This window comes from Ramlibacter sp., from assembly GCF_041916345.1.
In the GTDB taxonomy this organism is placed as follows: Bacteria; Pseudomonadota; Gammaproteobacteria; order Burkholderiales; family Burkholderiaceae_C; genus Ramlibacter.
In genome coordinates this window covers 1-17,127 of sequence record NZ_JAYRZR010000087.1, presented here as the reverse complement: position 1 = coordinate 17,127, position 17,127 = coordinate 1, and the positions used below count along the sequence as shown (strand labels likewise).

Below are 17,127 nucleotides of genomic sequence, written 5' to 3'. Positions count from 1 at the left end.
CGACCCCAAGAGCCGCAAGATCGCTCTGGGCTACGTGCACAACCTGTCCAAGCGCACCGCCGTGTACACCACGTACGCTCGCGTCCGCAACAGCAACGGTGCCGCCGCCGCTCTGAACGGTGCCACGACCGCCGCGAACGCCTCTTCCAGCGGCTTCGACATCGGCGTCCGCCACAGCTTCTGATCTTGAATCCGGCCCTCGTGGCCGGTGCCGAGAGCAAGAAATGGGAAAGCCGCCCTCGGGCGGCTTTTTCACGTCCTGGTGTCGCCCGCATGTCCTTTCGCCTCCGAGCCTTTCGCGCTCCGCGCGCCGCAGCGCTTGCCCTCGCCGCCGGGCTGCTGGCGGGCTGTGCTGTTCCGCCCGCAGGGGTCTCCGAACCATCGGCATCAGCCGACTTGGGGCAGTCGCCCTGGGCGCAGGCCTCTCGTCTGACCGCGGGGCTGCCGCCATCCCAATGGGCGCACCACGCGCTGCCAGGCAAGGTGCCCACCCGATTCAGCTATGTCCGCATCGACGGGCGTGACGCCCTGTCCGCGCGTTCCGAGGCTTCGGCCAGCCTGGTGCGCATGCCCGTCGAGGTGCCGGGCGAGCGACTGGCGCGTCTGCAGTTCTCGTGGAAGGTGGCCTCGCTGATCGAAGAGGCCGACATGGCGGTGCGCAGCAAGGACGACGCGCCGGTACGTGTCATCCTGGCGTTCGATGGCGACCGCTCGCGCCTGAGCGCGCGCGACCTCGCCATGTCCGAACTGGCCCGCGCGCTCACGGGTGAAGAACTCCCCTACGCGACCCTGATGTACGTGTGGTGCAACCGCCGGCCGGTGGACAGCGTGATCCACAACCCGCGCACCGATCGCATCCGCAAGCTGGTGGTGGAGTCCGGCCCCGGCGAACTGGGGCGCTGGCGCGACTACGAGCGCGACATCCAGGCCGACTTCGAGCGCGCCTTCGGCGAAAAGCCCGGACGACTTGTAGGGATTGCGATCATGAGCGACAGCGACAACACGCGCTCGCAAGGCCGCGCCTGGTATGGGCCTGTACGCCTTGTCACGAAGGGCGAAAGCCCCTGAGAGGCGCTGCCGCGGGCGCCTGCTTCCGCGGATCCTGGGAAACCCCTTTTGACGCTGCTGGCACGGCTGCTGCATAGTCTGCGTTCTTTCCAAACCTCACGAGGGATTCCCGGATGAAATTCAAGATCGCCCTGCTGTCGGCCGCCACCATCGCGGCGCTCGCAGCCGCGCCGGCCGTGTCGGCCAAGCCGTTCAAGTGGACCAGCGCCAGCGACATCCCGACGCTGGACATCCATTCGCAGAACAACGCACTGGGCAACGGCGTGCATGCCGCCGTGTACGACTCCCTGGTCTACTACAACAGCCAGACCTTCAAGCCCGAGCCCCAGCTGGCCACCGCCTGGCGCGAGATCACGCCCACGCAGATCCGCTTCACGCTGCGTCAGGGCGTGAAGTTCAGCGATGGCTCGCCCTTCACCGCCGACGACGTGGTCTTCTCCATCATGCGCGCGATGAGCAAGACCTCGAACTACGCGGTCTACACGCAGGGCATCGACCGTGTCGTGAAGGTCAACGACAACACGGTGGACTTCATCATGAAGGGCCCGAACCCGGTGCTGCTGAACCAGCTCACCGAGCTGCGCATCATGAGCAAGGCCTGGGCCGAGAAGAACAAGTCCACCGAGCCCAAGGATATCCGCACCAAGGACGAGACCTTCGCGCACCGCAACGCGATGGGCACGGGCCAGTACATGGTGAAGGAATGGCAGCCGGACCAGCGGCTGGTGCTGGTCAAGAACCCCAACTACTGGGGCAAGAACGACAGCAACGTCACCGAGATCATCTACACCCCGATCAAGGCCGAGGCCACGCGCATCGCGGCCCTGCTGTCCGGCGAGGTCGACTTCGTGCTCGATCCCAGCCCGCAGGATCTGCCCCGCCTGCGCAACAACGCCAACCTCAAGGTCATCGACGGCGTGGAGAACCGCACCATCTTCTTCGGCATGGACCAGTTCCGTGACGAGCTGCCGGGCTCCAACGTGAAGGGCAAGAACCCGCTGAAGGACGTGCGCGTGCGCAAGGCGCTGTACCAGGCGATCGACAGTGACAGCCTGCACCGCGTCACCATGCGCGGCCTGTCGCAGCCCACCGGCACGCTGGTGGCGCCGCAGGTGGCCGGCTGGACGGAATCGCTGCACAAGCGCATGCCGTTCGACCCTGAGGGTGCGAAGAAGCTGCTGGCCGAGGCCGGCTATCCGCAGGGCTTCGAGGTCGACTTCGCCTGCCCGAACAACCGCTACATCAACGACGAGGAAATCTGCCAGGCCGTCACCGCGATGTGGGCCAAGGTGGGCGTGCGCGCCAAGCTGCGCACCCAGCCGCTGGTGACCTACTTCCCGATGATCCAGCGCTACGAGGCCAGCATCTACATGCTGGGCTGGGGCGTGCCGACCTTCGACGCGCTGTACAGCCTGCAGTCGCTCACGCGCACCGTGGGCACGGGCGGTGACGGCAACTACAACGTGGGCCGCTTCAGCAACCAGCGCATGGACTACGTCGTCGACCGCATCAAGGTCGAGACCGACCTGCCGGTGCGCAACCGCCTGCTCACCGAAGGCCTGCAGATCAGCAACGACCAGGTCTCGCACATCCCGCTGCACAACCAGATCATCCCCTGGGCGATGAAGAAGTCGGTGGACGTGGTGCACCGCGCCGACAACCGCCTCGACTGGCGCCTGATCAAGGTCAACTGAGTCGGTCCGCCAGCCAGGGCGAGGGGCCTCGCGCCCCCGCCCGCCCGACCACCCGCGGCCGCACGCGGCCGGGGTGGTCGTTTCTTTAAACCTAAAGGAAACCCCCGTGTCGGCACGCCGATTGCTCTGCTAGCATCGATTGCCCTCACCGCTTCCTCATGTTTGCATTCATCCTGCGTCGCGTGATCCAGGCCGTGGTCGTGATGGTCACGGTCGCCTTCATCGCGTTCCTCCTGTTCCAGTACGTCGGTGATCCGGTGGTGTTCCTGCTCGGCCAGGATGCTACGCCGGAGCAGATCCGCGAGCTGCGCGCCGACCTCGGCCTCGACAAGCCCTTCTTCGTGCAGTTCTGGCACTTCCTGGCCAATGCGGTGCAGGGCGAGTTCGGTCTCAGCCTGCGCCAGGGCGCCAAGGTGTCGCGCCTGATCGCCGAGCGTTTCCCCGCCACGCTGGAGCTCGCGCTGGTCGCCGCCGGCCTGGCGCTGCTGATCGGCATCCCCATGGGCGTCTACGCCGCCCTGCGCCGCGGCACCTTCATGAGCCAGCTGTTCATGACGCTGTCGCTGCTGGGCGTGTCGCTGCCCACCTTCCTGATCGGCATCCTGCTGATCCTCGTCTTCGCCGTCTCCCTGGGCTGGTTCCCCAGCTTCGGTCGCGGCGAGGTGGTGAAGATCGGCTGGTGGACCTCGGGCCTGATGACGCCCAAGGGCTGGCACCACATCACCCTGCCGGCGCTCACGCTGGCGATCTTCCAGCTCACGCTGATCATGCGACTCGTGCGCGCCGAGATGCTGGAGGTGCTGCGCACCGACTACATCAAGTTCGCGCGTGCCCGGGGCTTGTCCAACCGCGCCATCCATTTCGGCCACGCGCTGAAGAACACGCTGGTGCCGGTGATGACGATCACCGGCCTGCAGCTCGGTGGCCTGATCGCGTTCGCCATCATCACCGAGACGGTCTTCCAGTGGCCGGGCATGGGCCTGCTGTTCATCCAGGCCGTGACCTTTGCCGACATCCCGGTGATGGCCGCGTACCTGTGCCTGATCGCCCTGATCTTCGTCGTGATCAACCTGATCGTCGACCTGCTGTACTTTGCCGTCGATCCGCGCCTGCGCGTGGGCACGGCCGGGGGGCATTGATGCTCCAGGCGGCCGCCTCGCTGCGCCCGCTGGCCCACGGGCGCGCGTTCGACCACATCGCACGCTTCCACCCGGAGCTCACCGCGCTGCGGCGTGACCTGCATGCCCACCCCGAGATCGGCTTCGAGGAGGTGTACACCGCCGCGCGCGTGCAGGAGGCCTTGCGCCTGTGCGGCGTGGACGAGGTGCACGCCGGCATCGGCAAGACTGGCGTGGTGGGCATCATCCGGGGCCGCGGTGGCGTGTCGGACCGTGCCATCGGGCTGCGCGCCGACATGGACGCCCTGCCGATGACGGAGCACAACGAGTTTCCCTGGCGCAGCGCGAAGCCGGGTCTCATGCACGGCTGCGGCCATGACGGGCACACCGCCATGCTGATCGGCGCCGCGCGCTACCTGGCCGAGACGCGCCAGTTCGACGGCACCGCCGTCCTCATCTTCCAGCCGGGCGAAGAGGGCTTTGCCGGCGCCAAGGCCATGATCGACGATGGCCTGTTCGACCGCTTCCCGGTCGAATCGGTGTACGCCATGCACAACTGGCCCGGGCTGCGGCCGGGGCGCATTGGCGTGATCCCCGGCCCGATGATGGCCGCGGCGGACCGCATCACGATCGAGATCACCGGCAAGGGCGGCCACGGCGCGCACGCCTACCTGGGCGTGGATCCGGTGCTGGTGGCGGCCCACATCATCACCGCCGTGCAATCCATCGCTTCGCGCAACGTGAAGCCGCTGGACAGCGCGGTGGTCTCTCTGTGCGCCATGCAGGCCGGCGACCTGCACGCCATGAGCGTCATGCCGGGCAAGGCCACGCTGGTCGGCACCGTGCGCACCTTCCGTCCCGAGGTGCAGGATCTGGTGGAACGCCGCCTCAACGAGTTGTGCAGCGGCGTGGCCCTGGGCTTCGGTGCCACCGCCGCGGTGCACTACGAGCGCATCTACCCGGCCACCATCAACACCGCGCGCGAGGCGGACTTCGCCGCCGAGGTCGCCCAGTCGCTGGTGGGCGCCGAGCACGTGGTGCGCGACATGGAGCCCAGCATGGGCGCCGAAGACTTCTCCTTCATGCTCCAGGTGCGGCCCGGCGCCTACCTGCGCATCGGTCAGGGCGGCGAAGGCAGCTGCATGCTGCACAACAGCCGCTACGACTTCAACGACGACATCCTGCCCCTGGGCGCGGCATTGCATGCCAGCCTGGTCGAACAGGCGCTGCCGGTTGCACGGCACTGAGTCCCTTTCCGATTTCACACGGCCACCCTTCGACAAGGAGTTCCATCATGACCTTCAAGACCCATCTGATCGCCGCCGCGGTGCTGGCCGCCGCCTCCGCCGGGGCGCAGGCGCAGACCGTGCGCATCGCCAACCAGGGCGACGCGCTGTCGATGGACCCGCACTCGCTGAACGAGTCGCTGCAGCTGTCGGTGACCGGCAACGTGTATGAGGCGCTGGTCGGCCGCAACAAGGACCTGAGCCTCGCCCCCGCGCTGGCCACCTCCTGGAAGCAGATGTCGCCCACGGTGTGGCGCTTCGAGCTGCGCAAGGGCGTGCAGTTCCATGACGGCACGCCGTTCAACGCCGATGACGTGGTGTTCTCCTTCCAGCGCACCCAGGTCGACGGCTCCGACATGAAGAGCTACACGAACGACCTGAAGGAAGTGCGCAAGATCAACGACCACACGGTCGAGATCGAGACCAAGTCGCCCTTCCCCATCCTGCCGGACGTGATCTCGCTGGTCTACATCATGAGCAAGAAGTGGTGCGAGACGAACCAGGCCACGCGCCCGGTGGATCGTCGCAAGGGCGTGGAGAACGCCGCCTCCTTCCGCGCCAACGGCACCGGCCCGTTCCGCCTGCGCGAGCGTCAGCCCAATGTGCGCACGACCTTCGTGCGCAACGGCAACTACTGGGGCAAGGTCGAGAGCAACGTGCAGGAGGTGGTATTCACGCCGATCGGCAACGACGCCACCCGCGTCGCGGCCCTGCTGTCCGGCGAGATCGACGTGATGGAGCCGGTGCCCGTGCAGGACATCGACAAGGTCAACGGCTCCGCCAACGCCAAGGTGCTGGCCGGCCCCGAGCTGCGCACCATCTTCCTGGGTCTCGACCAGAAGCGCGACGAACTGCTGTACTCCAGTGTGAAGGGCAAGAACCCCTTCAAGGACAAGCGCGTGCGCCAGGCCTTCTACCAGGCCATCGACATCGAGGGCATCCAGAAGACGGTGATGCGCGGCGCCTCGCGCCCGACCGCGCTGATGGTCGGCCCCGGCATCAACGGCTTCAACGCCGACCAGAACAAGCGTCTGCCGTTCGACCCCGAGGCCTCCAAGAAGCTGCTGGCCGAAGCCGGCTACCCGAACGGCTTCGAGGTCACCATGAACTGCCCGAACGACCGCTACGTCAACGACGCGCGGATCTGCCAGGCCGTGGCCGCCAACCTCTCGCGCGTGGGCGTGAAGATCAACCTCGCCGCCGAGACCAAGGGCACCTACTTCCCCAAGATCCTGCGCCGCGACACCAGCTTCTACCTGCTGGGCTGGACCCCCGGCACCTATGACGCGCACAACGCGCTGAACGCGCTGATGTCCTGCCCGGACGACAAGGGCGCCGGCCAGTTCAACCTGGGCAGCTACTGCAACCCGAAGGTGGACCAGCTCACCAAGGCGATCCAGTCCGAGACCGACAAGGCCAAGCGCACCGCGATGATCAAGGAAGCCTTCGACCTGCATTCGCAGGACATCGGCCACTTGCCGCTGCACCAGCAGGGCCTGGCCTGGGGCCTGGCCAAGAACGTGGAGCTCGTCCAGCTGCCGGACAACTTCATGCCGTTCAAGTGGATCAGCGTCAAGAAGTGACCGGTCGGCCCTTCTGATCCCGCCGCGGGGCCCGGCCCCGCGGCGTTGCCTCCTCTCCCATGAAACAAGCCATCTCACGCTGGCTCGACAGCGATGTCGGGTACAGCTTCCGCACGTCGCCCATGGCCATGCTGGCCGCGGCCATCGCCTTCGTGTGCGCGTTCTGCGCCGCGTTCGCGGGCTTCGTGGCGCCGCACAACCCCTTCGACCTCACCACCCTGGTGCTGTCCGACGCGCGCCTGCCGCCCGCGTGGATGCAGGGCGGATCCATGAAGTACGTGCTGGGTACCGACGACCAGGGCCGCGACATCCTGTCGGCGCTGATGTACGGCGCCCGCATCTCGCTCGTCGTCGGCATGATCTCCGTGGTGCTGTCCATGGTCATCGGCGTGGGCCTGGGCCTGCTCGCCGGCTTCAAGGGCGGCTGGATCGACGGCTTCCTGATGCGCCTGTGCGACGTGATGCTGAGCTTCCCGCCCATCCTGGTGGCGCTGCTCATCGCCGGCGTCGGCCGCGCGATGTTCCCCAACGCGCATGACACCGTGGCGTTCGGCGTGCTGATCGTGTCCATCACGCTCACCGGCTGGGTGCAGTACGCCCGCACGGTGCGCGGCTCCACCATGGTGGAGCGCAACAAGGAATACGTGCAGGCCGCGCGCGTGACCGGCGTGGCGCCGATCCGCATCATGGTCCACCATGTGCTGCCCAACGTGCTGGGCCCGGTGCTGGTGCTGGCCACCATCCACGTCGCCACCGCCATCATCACCGAGGCCACGCTGTCCTTCCTGGGCGTCGGCGTGCCGCCCACCTCGCCGTCGCTGGGCACGCTCATCCGCGTGGGCAACGACTACCTGTTCTCCGGCGAGTGGTGGATCACCATCTTCCCCGGCCTCATGCTGATCCTGATCGCCCTGTCGGTGAACCTGCTGGGTGACTGGCTGCGCGACGCACTGAACCCCCGACTGCGATGAGCCTCCTCTCGGTCCAGAACCTCGTCGTCGAGTTCCCCACCCGCCGCGGCACGCTGCGGGCGCTGGACGACATCTCCTTCGACATCGCGCCTGGCGAAGTGCTGGGCGTGGTGGGCGAGTCCGGTGCCGGCAAGAGCCTCACCGGCGCCGCCATCATCGGCCTGCTCGAGCCGCCCGGCCGCGTCGCCGGCGGGCAGATCGTGCTGGAAGGCCAGCGCATCGACAACCTGCCGTACGAGCAGATGCGGCACATCCGCGGCCGCCGCATCGGCGCCATCTTCCAGGACCCGCTGACCTCGCTCAATCCGCTCTACACGATCGGCCGGCAGCTCACCGAGACCATCCTCACGCACCTGCCGGTGACGCCCGACGAGGCCCGCCGGCGCGCCATCAGCCTGCTGGAGGACACCGGCATTCCCGCGGCCGCCGAGCGCATCGACCACTATCCGCACCAGTTCTCCGGCGGCATGCGCCAGCGCGTGGTGATCGCGCTGGCCCTCGCGGCGGAGCCCAAGCTGATCGTCGCCGACGAGCCCACGACCGCGCTCGACGTGTCGATCCAGGCGCAGATCATCCAGCTGCTCAAGCGCGTCTGCAAGGACCGCGGCGCCGCCGTCATGCTGATCACCCACGACATGGGCGTGATCGCCGAGACCTGTGACCGCGTGGCCGTGATGTATGCCGGGCGCATTGCCGAGATCGGGCCGGTGCACGAGGTCATCAACCAGCCGGCGCACCCCTACACCATGGGCCTGATGGCCTCGATCCCCGACATGGAGAGCGACCGTGAGCGGCTCAACCAGATCGACGGTGCCATGCCCCGGCTGAACGCCATTCCGCCCGGCTGCGCCTACAACCCGCGCTGCCCGCGCGCCTTCGACCGCTGCACCCGCGAGCGGCCTGACCTGCTGGCCGCCGGCGCCACCCGCGCCGCCTGCTGGCTGCACGATGCCAACGCGGAGATGCCCGGATGAGCGCCGTGATCACCCCTTCCGCCGCGAACGCCGCTGCCGACACCGGTACGCCCCTGGTGCAGGCGCGTGACCTCGCCAAGACCTTCGACGTCTCCGCGCCCTGGCTCAACCGGGTGCTGGAGGGCAAGCCGCGGCAACTGCTGCACGCGGTCGATGGCGTGAGCTTCGAGATCCGCAAGGGCCGCACGCTGGCTCTGGTGGGCGAGTCGGGCTGCGGCAAGTCCACCGTCGCCCGCCTGCTCGTGGGCCTGTACGAGCCCACGCGCGGCAACATGGTCTTCGACGGGCAGGATGCCAACGCAGCCTTCCGCACGCCCGAGGGCCGCAAGCTGCGCCGCCGCATCCAGATGATCTTCCAGGATCCCTATGCCAGCCTGAACCCGCGCTGGAAGGTGGAGGACATCATCGCCGAGCCGCTCAAGGAGCACGGCCTCCTCACCGAGGCCGCTGCGCTGAAGGACCGCGTGGGCGAGCTGCTCAAGTCCGTGGGCCTGTCGCCGCTGGACATGGTGAAGTACCCGCACCAGTTCTCCGGCGGCCAGCGCCAGCGCATCTCGATCGCGCGCGCACTGGCCACGCAGCCCGAGTTCCTGGTCTGCGACGAGCCGACCTCCGCGCTCGACGTGAGCGTGCAGGCGCAGGTGCTCAACATCATGAAGGACCTGCAGCGCCAGCAGGGCCTGACCTACCTGTTCATCTCCCACAATCTGGCCGTGGTGCGGCACGTGAGCGACCAGGTCGGCGTGATGTACCTGGGCCGGTTGGTGGAGCTGGCCGACAAGCAGGTGCTGTTCAGCGCGCCGCGCCATCCGTACACGCGGATGCTGCTGGACGCGATCCCGAAGATGCACGACACCGGCCGCGCCCGCACCCCGGTGCAGGGCGAAGTGCCCAATCCGCTGAACCCGCCCACGGGCTGCGCGTTCAACCCGCGCTGCCCGCATGCCAACGACCGCTGCCGCAGCGAACGCCCCGAGCTCAAGACCATCGCCGGCGTGCGCATCGCCTGCCACGCGGTGGAAGAGGGGCGGGTCTGAGCCCCCACGAACGAGGAAACGCCATGATGACCTTCAACCCCACGCTCATCCGCCTCTGCCTGGCGGCTGCTGTCGTCGCCTCGGCGCCGGTCGCGCAGGCACAGGACGCCGAGCAGACAGTGTCTGGCGAAGAGGTCCGCCGTCTCTGGGTCGGCAAGAAGATCTTCGCGCGCTCACCCACATCGGGCCTGCTCGACTTCCACATGCGCGCGGACGGCACCACGCAGCTGTCGATGACGAGCATGAATGACACCGGCACCTGGCGCCCCACCGAGACCGGCTATTGCGCCACCTGGCAGCGCATCCGCGCGGGCCAGGAGCGCTGCTTCACCGTGGTGAAGCGCGGCGGCACCACCTATGTGCTGAACCCGGACAAGAGCATCAGCGTGGAGGTGCTGCGCGTCGTGGGGGACTGAGCGCGCTACGCATAGCGCTTGCTGCGCAGGTTGTTCTTCATCTCGCGCAGCAGCGGTTGCAGCTCGCCGCCAATGCGCAGCGCCACCACCGTGGCCAGCACATCCACGATCACCAGGTGCAGCAGCCGCGACACCATGGGGCTGTAGCGGTCGTAGCCTTCCGGGTGATCGGCGGCCAGGTGGATGTGTGCACCGGCCGCCAGCGGCGAGCCAGTCGCGGTAATGACGATGATGGTGGCGCCATTGCGCCGCGCGATCTCGCTGGCATCCATCAGGTCGCGGGTGCGACCCGAGTTGGAGATCACCACCACGCAATCACCCGGCCCGAGCAGGGTGGCGCTCATCACCTGCATGTGGCCGTCGCTGTAGGCGATGGTGTTCAGGCCCAGGCGAAAGAACTTGTGCTGCGCGTCCTGCGCCACGATGCCGGAATTGCCCACCCCGTAGAACTCGATGCGCCGGCCGCTGCGGTGGGTCGCGGCCAGCGCCTCGGCGGCCCGCTCGATGGCGCCGGCCGAGGCATCGTTGCGGTACTTCAGGAAGGCGGCCACCGTGTTGTCGATCACCTTCACCAGCACGTCGGCGGTCTTGTCGTCGGCGTCCACGCTGCGATGGATGAAGGGCACGCCTTCGCTCACGCTGCCGGCCAGCTTGAGCTTGAAGTCGGACAGGCCGTCATAGCCCATGCTGCGGCAGAAGCGCACCACGGTCGGCTTGCTCACGTGCGCGCGCTCCGCCAGCTCGGTCACTGGCAGCGACGCGAACGCGCGCGGATCGTTCAGCACCAGGCGGCCGACCCGCTGCTCTGCCGGTGCGAGCGAGGGCAGCGAGGCCTTGATGCGCTCCAGCATCAGCTCTCCTCCGCCCAGCAGGCGCCGTCGCGCGCCACCAGGGCGCTGGACGCACTGGGCCCCCAGGTGCCAGCGGCATAGGGGCGCGGACCACGCGTGTCCTGCCGCCAGTGCGCGAGAAGCGGCTCCACCCAGCGCCAGGCCTCCTCCTGTTCGTCCGCGCGCACGAACAGGTTGAGACGGCCGTCGATCACGTCGAGCAGCAGTCGCTCGTAGGCGCCCACGCGTTCGGCGCCGAAGCGCTTGTCGAAGTCCAGGTCCAGCTGCGCGGGCGCCAGCGCCTGGGCGGCGGCGCGGTTCTCGTGGGCCTGCGCCAGCAGGTGCAGCTCCAGGCCGTCGCGCGGCTGCAGGTGGATCACCAGCCGGTTGCAGGCGCCGGCCGGCGTCTGGAAGATCGGGTGCGGCGCCTCGCGGAAGTTCACCACGATGTGGGCATCGCGCGCGGGCAGGCGCTTGCCGGTGCGGATGTAGAACGGCACGCCGGCCCAGCGCCAGCTGGCGACCTCGGCGCGCAGGGCGACGAAGGTCTCGGTGCGGCTCGCCGGGTCCACGCCGTCCTCCTCGCGGTAGCCGCGCACCGGCGTGCCCTGCACGCTGCCCGCGGTGTACTGGCCGCGCACCGCATGGGTGTCCAGCAGGGCGGGCGTCCATGGCTTCAGGGCCCGCAGCACCTTCAGCTTCTCGTCGCGGATGGCGTCGGCATGGGCATTGATCGGTGGCTCCATCGCCACCGCGCACAGCAGCTGCAGCGCGTGGTTCTGCACCATGTCGCGCAGCGCGCCCGTGCCCTCGTAGAAGCCGCCGCGGCGCTCCACACCGAGTTCTTCCGCGATGGTGATCTGGATGTTGGCCACATGCTCACGCCGCCACAGCGGCTCGAACAGCGCATTGCCGAACCGCAGCGCGAACAGGTTCTGCACCGAGGGCTTGCCCAGGTAGTGGTCGATGCGGAAGATCTGGCGCTCGTCGAGCACGCGCCGCACCGCCTGGTTGATGCTGCGGTTCGACGCGAGATCATGGCCCAGCGGCTTTTCCAGCACCAGTCGTGTGCGGGCCTCGTTCAGGCCGGCCGCGGCGATCTGCTCGCATACGGTGGTGAACAGGCCGGGCGCGGTGGCCAGGTACATCACCACGCAATCGGCCTGGCGTTCCCGCAGGCGCGTGGCCAGCCCGGCATAGTCCGCCGGGGCCGACAGGTCCATGCGCTGGTAGTGCAGCAGCTCGGCGAAGCGCTCGAAGTCGTCGGCCGTCGGCCGCTTGGCATGTTCCACGTCGTCGAAGCGCTGGCGGATCAGCGCCCGGTATGACGCGTCGTCCAGCGCCTCGCGCGCCACGCCGATGATGCGCCCGCCTGCCGGCAGCGTGCCGTGCCGGAAGGCCTGGAACAGCGCCGGCATCAGCTTGCGCCAGGCCAGGTCCCCGGTGCCGCCGAACAGGACCAGGTCGAAACTCATGCGGCCGTCCGATGCTTCATCGCCGCAATGTAACTTAGTTCCATTGCGATGCGTCAAGGCTGTTCCAGGCTGACGACTGTCCAATGGCTGGTGTTTACCCCAGCCGTCATCGGCAGTCGGCTTCGCTAAGCTGCCGGAGTAATTGCGTTACCACCCGCTTCGAGGAGATCCCCATGCGTACCCCCCACTGGCTGGCGCTCGCGTTCGCCGCATCCTGTGGCACCGCCGCGGCCCAGGGCCAGGTCAACATCATCTGCTCCGTGCAGGCCGAGTGGTGCAACCTGATGGCCACCGTGTACTCGCGCACGACCGGCACCAAGGTCAACATCACCTCCAAGGGCTCGGGCGAGGCGCTCGCCCAGCTCAATGCCGAGAAGGCCAATCCCAAGACGGACATCTGGTTCGGTGGCACCGGGGACCCGCATCTCCAGGCCGCGGAGCAGGGCCTGACGCTGGAATACAAGTCCGAGCAGATCAAGGACCTGCACCCCTGGGCGCAGAAGCAGGCGGCGGACTCCAAGTACCGCACGGTGGGTGTCTACCTCGGCCCGCTGGGCTTCGGCTTCAACAAGGAGCTGCTCGCCAAGAAGAAGGTGAACGCCCCGGCGAGCTGGGCGGATCTGCTCAAGCCCGAGCTCAAGGGCGAGGTGCAGATGGCCAACCCCGCCTCCAGCGGCACGGCCTACACCATGATCGCCACGCTGGTACAGCTGATGGGCGAGGACAAGGCCTTCGACTACATGAAGAAGCTGCATCCGAACATCAGCGCCTACACCCGCTCGGGCACGGCGCCGGTGAAGGCGGCGGCGCGCGGCGAGACCACGGTCTCCATCAGCTTCGTGCACGACGTGACCACCGAGGCCGTGAACGGCTTTCCGGTCGGCTCCGCCACGCCCGCCGAGGGCACCGGCGCCGAGGTCGGCTCCATGAGCATCGTCAAGGGCGGCCCCAACACCGAGGCCGCGAAGAAGTTCTATGAATGGGCGCTCACCCCTGGCGGCCAGCAGTTCGGCTTGGCGGCCAAGCAGTTCCAGCTGCCCAGCAACACCAAGGTGCCGAAGGATCCGCGCATGACCGATCCGGCCAAGATCAAGCTGATCAACTACGACTACGCGAAGTACGGCGCCAGCGCCGAGCGCCGCCGGCTCATCGCCAAGTGGGAGAAGGAAGTCCTGAACCAGGGCAAGTGAAGGCGGGTCGCCGCTGGATGCGGGTCTTGCCGCAATGAGCACGCCTGCGCGCTCGCGCCCCGACGCGCCCCTGTGGGCCTGGCTCGCCGTGGGCGCGCTGGGCTACCTGGCGCTGCCCTGGTACGCCATCCAGGATGCCAACGGCCTCACCCGCGTGGCAGGGGTCTTCGGCGATCCCGTCACCGCCAACGGGCTGGTGCAGGCCCTGGTGCATGGCCGTGCCTGGCTGCTGGCCGGCGTGCTGGGCCTGGCGCTGGCCGCCGTGGGCACGCTGCAGGGGCCGGGGCGACGCCAGGCGATGCTGCTGCTCGCCGGGGCCGCGCTGGGCGTGGGCGGCCTGGCCGCGAGCGGCTTTGCCATCGGCGCACGTGGCTGGTCGTTCGAGTTCCTGCAGGCCGCCGCCAGCCCGCTGGCGATCGGCCAGCCCGGCATCGGCTGGGGTGGCTTCGTCGTGCTGGCCTCGCTGGTGGTGCTGGGCGCCTTCGGCCTGGCGCGCTGGGGCTTCTTCCGTGGTGACCTGTTCGTCTCCGCCGCGGTGGTGGGCTGCGGCACCTTGCTGGCGCTGTTCATCGTGTTCCCCGTGCTCAAGGCGCTGGGGGCCGCCTTTCTCACCGAGGACGGCGGCTTCGCGCCCACGCTGCTGTGGGAGCGCGTGGCCGGTGAACGCAACTTTGGCCTCGGCTGCCTGACCGGCGGTCCGCGCTGCGGCGTCGCCTGGAACACGCTGTTCCTGGGCCTGATGACGGCGGCCAGTACCACGCTGCTGGGCACGCTGATGGCGCTGATGGCCGAACGCTCCTCACGGCGCATGGGCGGCGCGCTCAACGTGGTGGCGATGCTGCCCATCATCACGCCGCCCTTCGTGGTGGGCCTGGGCCTGATCCTGCTGTTCGGCCGCGCCGGCATCGTCAACCAGCTGCTGGAGTGGGGCTTTGGCATCACGCCCACGCGCTGGTTCTATGGCTGGTTCGGCGTGTGGGTGGCGCAGACCTTTGCCTTCACGCCCATCGCCTTCATGATCATGCGCGGGGTCGTGCAGGGCATCGCGCCCAGCCTGGAAGAAGCGGCGCAGACGCTGCGCGCGAGCCCGCGCCAGACCTTCATGACGGTCACGCTGCCCCTGCTCAAGCCGGGCCTCGCCAATGCCTTCCTGGTCGGCTTCATCGAGAGCATGGCCGACTTCGGCAACCCCATCGTGGTGGGCGGGCAGTTCTCGGTGCTGTCCACCGAGATCTTCTTCGCCATCGTCGGCGCGCAGTACGACCAGGGGCGTGCCGCCTCGCTCGCGTGGCTGCTCACGCTGTTCGCGCTGGGGGTGTTCGCGCTGCAGCGCTGGCTGCTGCGCAGGCAGAGCTTCACCACCGTCTCGGGCAAGGGCGACGCGGGCGTGCCCATGCCGCTGCCGGCCTCGATCCGCCGGCTGGTGCACGGCATCGCGCTGCCCTGGATGGCCTTCACCCTGCTGGTCTACCTGTTCGCGTTCGCCGGCGGCTTCGTGCAGACCTGGGGCCGCGACTACACCTTGACGCTGGCGCACTTCCGCACCGCCTTTGCGCTGGAGTGGGGCGAGTTCGGGCTGGTGTGGGCCGGCACGGCGTGGAACTCGTTTTTCACCACCATCAAGCTGGCCGCGATCTCCGCGCCCATGACGGCCACCCTCGGCCTGCTGATCGCGTGGCTGCTGGCCCGCACGCAGTTCCGCGGGCAGGGCGCCTTCGAGTTCGCGGCGCTGCTCGCCTTCGCGATTCCCGGCACGGTGCTGGGCGTGAGCTACATCCTGGCCTTCAACGTGCCGCCGGTGGAGCTCACCGGCACCGGTCTCATCATCGTGCTGTGCTTCCTGTTCCGCAACCTGCCGGTGGGCGTGCGCGCCGGCACGGCGGCCTTCAAGCAGCTCGACGCCTCGCTCGACGAGGCCTCGCTCATGCTGCGGGCCTCCAGCGTGCAGACGCTGCGCCACGTGGTGCTGCCGCTGCTCAAGCCGGCGCTGGTGGCCGCGCTGGTGTACAGCTTCGTGCGCGCCATCACCACCGTGAGCGCAGTCATCTTCCTGGTGACGGCCGAGAACGAGCTGGCCACCACCTACATCATCGGCCGCGTCGGCAACGGCGACTACGGCGTCGCGCTGGCGTACTGCACCGTGCTCATCCTGCTGATGAGCGTCGCCACCGCGCTGATCCAGTGGCTGGTGGGCGAACGCCGGCTGGGCCGCCGCCGCGCCGGCGCCACTGGCGCCACTCCCCCTGGAGCCCCCGCATGAGCGCAGATCCCGCGGCCGCGCAGGCCGGCATCGTCCTGCAGGACATCACCAAGCGCTACGGCGATGATCCGTCGGCGCCGCTGGCCGTGCGCGGCATCAGCTTCGAGGTGCCGCGCGGCACGCTCACCACCATCCTCGGGCCGTCGGGCTGCGGCAAGACGACCACGCTGCGCATGATCGCGGGCCTGGAGTCGCCCACCAGCGGCCGCCTGTGGATCGCCGGGCAGGACGTGACGCACCTGGGCCCGGCCCAGCGCAACGTGAGCATGATGTTCCAGAGCTACGCGCTGTTCCCGCACCTGAACGTGGCCGACAACGTGGGCTACGGCCTGCGCATGTCCGGCGAGACGCGCGAGCGAGCCCGCGAGCGCGCCGCCGAGGCGCTGCGGGGCGTGGGCCTGGTGGGTTTCGACCAGCGCCTGCCGAGCGAGCTGTCCGGCGGCCAGCAGCAGCGCGTGGCCCTGGCCCGCGCCCTGGTGCTGGAGCCGGCGGTGCTGCTGTTCGACGAGCCGCTGTCCAATCTGGACGCGCGGCTGCGCCGCGAGATGCGCGAGGAGATCCGCGCCCTGCAGCAGCGCCTGGGCCTCACCGTGGCGTACGTCACCCACGACCAGAGCGAGGCTCTCGCCGTGAGCGACCACATCATCGTGATGGACCAGGGCCTGATCGCGCAGCGCGGCACGCCGCAGGAGCTGTACGAGACGCCGGCCAGCGCCTTCGTGGCCGGCTTCATGGGCGAGGCGATGCTGTTCGCCGCGGAATCCGACGCCGCAGGCAGCGTGCAGCTCGGCCCGCTGCGCATCCAGCCGCGCCGCGCCGTGCCCGCGGGCCGCGTGAAGGTGGCCGTGCGGCCCGAGGCCTGGCAGGTCGGCCCGCCCGGTGCCGGCCTCGCGGCGCGGCTACAGAAGCGCTCGTACCTCGGCAACTGCTGGGAATACACCTTCGAGACCGAGCTGGGCCCGGTGTTCGTGGTCTCGGCCGACGTCGGCCGACCGCTGGCCCTGGGGGCCGACGCCGGCCTGGCGCTGGGCGCGCACGGCGTGTCGGTGGTGCAGGCCGACTGAACGGCCGCGGCGCGGGCCGCCCGATAATCCGGCTCATGGTGCGTCGTGACGTTGAGGAAGGACTGATCCCCGCGGGGGGAGGACCGACCTTGGCTTGCTGCGCCACTCCAACGGGTGAAAGTCCCGTCCCGGTAGGCGTCGGTGCGCCGGGTAGCAGGCCC

Annotated in this window: 15 protein-coding genes; 13 read left to right on the top strand and 2 right to left on the bottom strand. The window is 68.7% G+C overall.

Going from position 1 to position 17,127, the window contains the following annotated elements; translation table 11 throughout:
• From ACE3T5_RS17710 to ACE3T5_RS17665, 10 genes are all read left to right on the top strand, one after another.
• Positions 1–184 (top strand): porin (locus ACE3T5_RS17710; RefSeq protein ID WP_374669427.1); only part of this gene is annotated, 184 nt, incomplete at its 5' end.
• A gap of 212 nt (positions 185–396) precedes the next feature.
• Complete coding sequence (locus ACE3T5_RS17705; protein ID WP_374669426.1) at positions 397–1,068, top strand: DUF3047 domain-containing protein; 672 nt, start codon at positions 397–399, stop codon at positions 1,066–1,068.
• A gap of 113 nt (positions 1,069–1,181) precedes the next feature.
• A complete protein-coding gene (locus ACE3T5_RS17700; RefSeq protein WP_374669425.1) occupies positions 1,182–2,762 on the top strand; it encodes an ABC transporter substrate-binding protein in 1,581 nt (526 codons plus the stop codon).
• A gap of 158 nt (positions 2,763–2,920) precedes the next feature.
• Positions 2,921–3,901: an ABC transporter permease gene (locus ACE3T5_RS17695; protein ID WP_374669424.1), complete on the top strand. Its 981-nt coding sequence runs from the start codon at positions 2,921–2,923 to the stop codon at positions 3,899–3,901.
• Positions 3,901–5,127 (top strand): M20 aminoacylase family protein, encoded by a 1,227-nt coding sequence (locus ACE3T5_RS17690; RefSeq protein WP_374669423.1) that lies wholly within the window; start codon positions 3,901–3,903, stop codon positions 5,125–5,127. The genes ACE3T5_RS17695 and ACE3T5_RS17690 overlap by 1 nt, the downstream gene beginning before the upstream one ends.
• 47 nt (positions 5,128–5,174) lie before the next feature.
• The gene (locus tag ACE3T5_RS17685) at positions 5,175–6,749 is read left to right on the top strand and encodes an ABC transporter substrate-binding protein (protein WP_374669422.1); all 1,575 of its coding nucleotides are present in this window, start codon (positions 5,175–5,177) and stop codon (positions 6,747–6,749) included.
• 59 nt (positions 6,750–6,808) lie between these two features.
• A complete protein-coding gene (locus ACE3T5_RS17680; RefSeq protein ID WP_374669421.1) occupies positions 6,809–7,720 on the top strand; it encodes an ABC transporter permease in 912 nt (303 codons plus the stop codon).
• Entirely contained in the window at positions 7,717–8,694 is a 978-nt protein-coding gene (locus ACE3T5_RS17675) for an ABC transporter ATP-binding protein (RefSeq protein ID WP_374669420.1), read from the top strand. Before ACE3T5_RS17680 ends, ACE3T5_RS17675 begins: the two co-directional genes overlap by 4 nt.
• Complete coding sequence (locus ACE3T5_RS17670; RefSeq protein WP_374669419.1) at positions 8,691–9,731, top strand: ABC transporter ATP-binding protein; 1,041 nt, start codon at positions 8,691–8,693, stop codon at positions 9,729–9,731. Before ACE3T5_RS17675 ends, ACE3T5_RS17670 begins: the two co-directional genes overlap by 4 nt.
• A gap of 23 nt (positions 9,732–9,754) precedes the next feature.
• Complete coding sequence (locus ACE3T5_RS17665) at positions 9,755–10,147, top strand: hypothetical protein (protein ID WP_374669418.1); 393 nt, start codon at positions 9,755–9,757, stop codon at positions 10,145–10,147.
• 5 nt (positions 10,148–10,152) lie between these two features.
• On the opposite strand, the gene ACE3T5_RS17660 is transcribed toward ACE3T5_RS17665, so the two are convergent.
• Both ACE3T5_RS17660 and zwf read right to left on the bottom strand, forming a co-directional pair.
• The gene (locus tag ACE3T5_RS17660) at positions 10,153–10,998 is read right to left on the bottom strand and encodes a MurR/RpiR family transcriptional regulator (protein ID WP_374669417.1); all 846 of its coding nucleotides are present in this window, start codon (positions 10,996–10,998) and stop codon (positions 10,153–10,155) included.
• Positions 10,998–12,452, bottom strand: a complete 1,455-nt coding sequence (zwf, locus tag ACE3T5_RS17655; RefSeq protein WP_374669416.1) for a glucose-6-phosphate dehydrogenase — start codon at positions 12,450–12,452, stop codon at positions 10,998–11,000. The genes ACE3T5_RS17660 and zwf overlap by 1 nt, the downstream gene beginning before the upstream one ends.
• A 173-nt stretch (positions 12,453–12,625) precedes the next feature.
• Between zwf and ACE3T5_RS17650 the strand changes: the two genes are divergently transcribed.
• From ACE3T5_RS17650 to ACE3T5_RS17640, 3 genes are read left to right on the top strand one after another with little or no spacing between them, the layout of a single operon-like run.
• Positions 12,626–13,642 (top strand): ABC transporter substrate-binding protein, encoded by a 1,017-nt coding sequence (locus ACE3T5_RS17650; RefSeq protein WP_374669415.1) that lies wholly within the window; start codon positions 12,626–12,628, stop codon positions 13,640–13,642.
• Between the two features lie 34 nt (positions 13,643–13,676).
• Positions 13,677–15,902 carry an ABC transporter permease gene (locus ACE3T5_RS17645; protein WP_374669414.1) on the top strand — a complete coding sequence of 742 codons (2,226 nt, stop codon included), beginning with the start codon at positions 13,677–13,679 and terminating at the stop codon, positions 15,900–15,902.
• On the top strand, positions 15,899–16,966 hold the full coding sequence (locus ACE3T5_RS17640) for an ABC transporter ATP-binding protein (protein WP_374669413.1): 1,068 nt from the start codon (positions 15,899–15,901) through the stop codon (positions 16,964–16,966). Before ACE3T5_RS17645 ends, ACE3T5_RS17640 begins: the two co-directional genes overlap by 4 nt.
• The last annotated feature ends 161 nt before the right edge of the window (positions 16,967–17,127 follow it).

What these genes read in the sequence shown, in the direction of transcription:
- ACE3T5_RS17690 (WP_374669423.1), top strand. Translation starts at nt 3,901, where the DNA reads ATGCTCCAGGCGGCCGCCTCGCTGCGCCCGCTGGCCCACGGGCGCGCG.
- ACE3T5_RS17665 (WP_374669418.1), top strand. Translation starts at nt 9,755, where the DNA reads ATGATGACCTTCAACCCCACGCTCATCCGCCTCTGCCTGGCGGCTGCT.
- ACE3T5_RS17700 (WP_374669425.1), top strand. Translation starts at nt 1,182, where the DNA reads ATGAAATTCAAGATCGCCCTGCTGTCGGCCGCCACCATCGCGGCGCTC.
- ACE3T5_RS17680 (WP_374669421.1), top strand. Translation starts at nt 6,809, where the DNA reads ATGAAACAAGCCATCTCACGCTGGCTCGACAGCGATGTCGGGTACAGC.
- ACE3T5_RS17645 (WP_374669414.1), top strand. Translation starts at nt 13,677, where the DNA reads ATGAGCACGCCTGCGCGCTCGCGCCCCGACGCGCCCCTGTGGGCCTGG.
- ACE3T5_RS17675 (WP_374669420.1), top strand. Translation starts at nt 7,717, where the DNA reads ATGAGCCTCCTCTCGGTCCAGAACCTCGTCGTCGAGTTCCCCACCCGC.
- ACE3T5_RS17670 (WP_374669419.1), top strand. Translation starts at nt 8,691, where the DNA reads ATGAGCGCCGTGATCACCCCTTCCGCCGCGAACGCCGCTGCCGACACC.
- ACE3T5_RS17650 (WP_374669415.1), top strand. Translation starts at nt 12,626, where the DNA reads ATGCGTACCCCCCACTGGCTGGCGCTCGCGTTCGCCGCATCCTGTGGC.
- ACE3T5_RS17685 (WP_374669422.1), top strand. Translation starts at nt 5,175, where the DNA reads ATGACCTTCAAGACCCATCTGATCGCCGCCGCGGTGCTGGCCGCCGCC.
- ACE3T5_RS17695 (WP_374669424.1), top strand. Translation starts at nt 2,921, where the DNA reads ATGTTTGCATTCATCCTGCGTCGCGTGATCCAGGCCGTGGTCGTGATG.
- ACE3T5_RS17640 (WP_374669413.1), top strand. Translation starts at nt 15,899, where the DNA reads ATGAGCGCAGATCCCGCGGCCGCGCAGGCCGGCATCGTCCTGCAGGAC.
- zwf (WP_374669416.1), bottom strand. Translation starts at nt 12,452, where the DNA reads ATGAGTTTCGACCTGGTCCTGTTCGGCGGCACCGGGGACCTGGCCTGG.
- ACE3T5_RS17660 (WP_374669417.1), bottom strand. Translation starts at nt 10,998, where the DNA reads ATGCTGGAGCGCATCAAGGCCTCGCTGCCCTCGCTCGCACCGGCAGAG.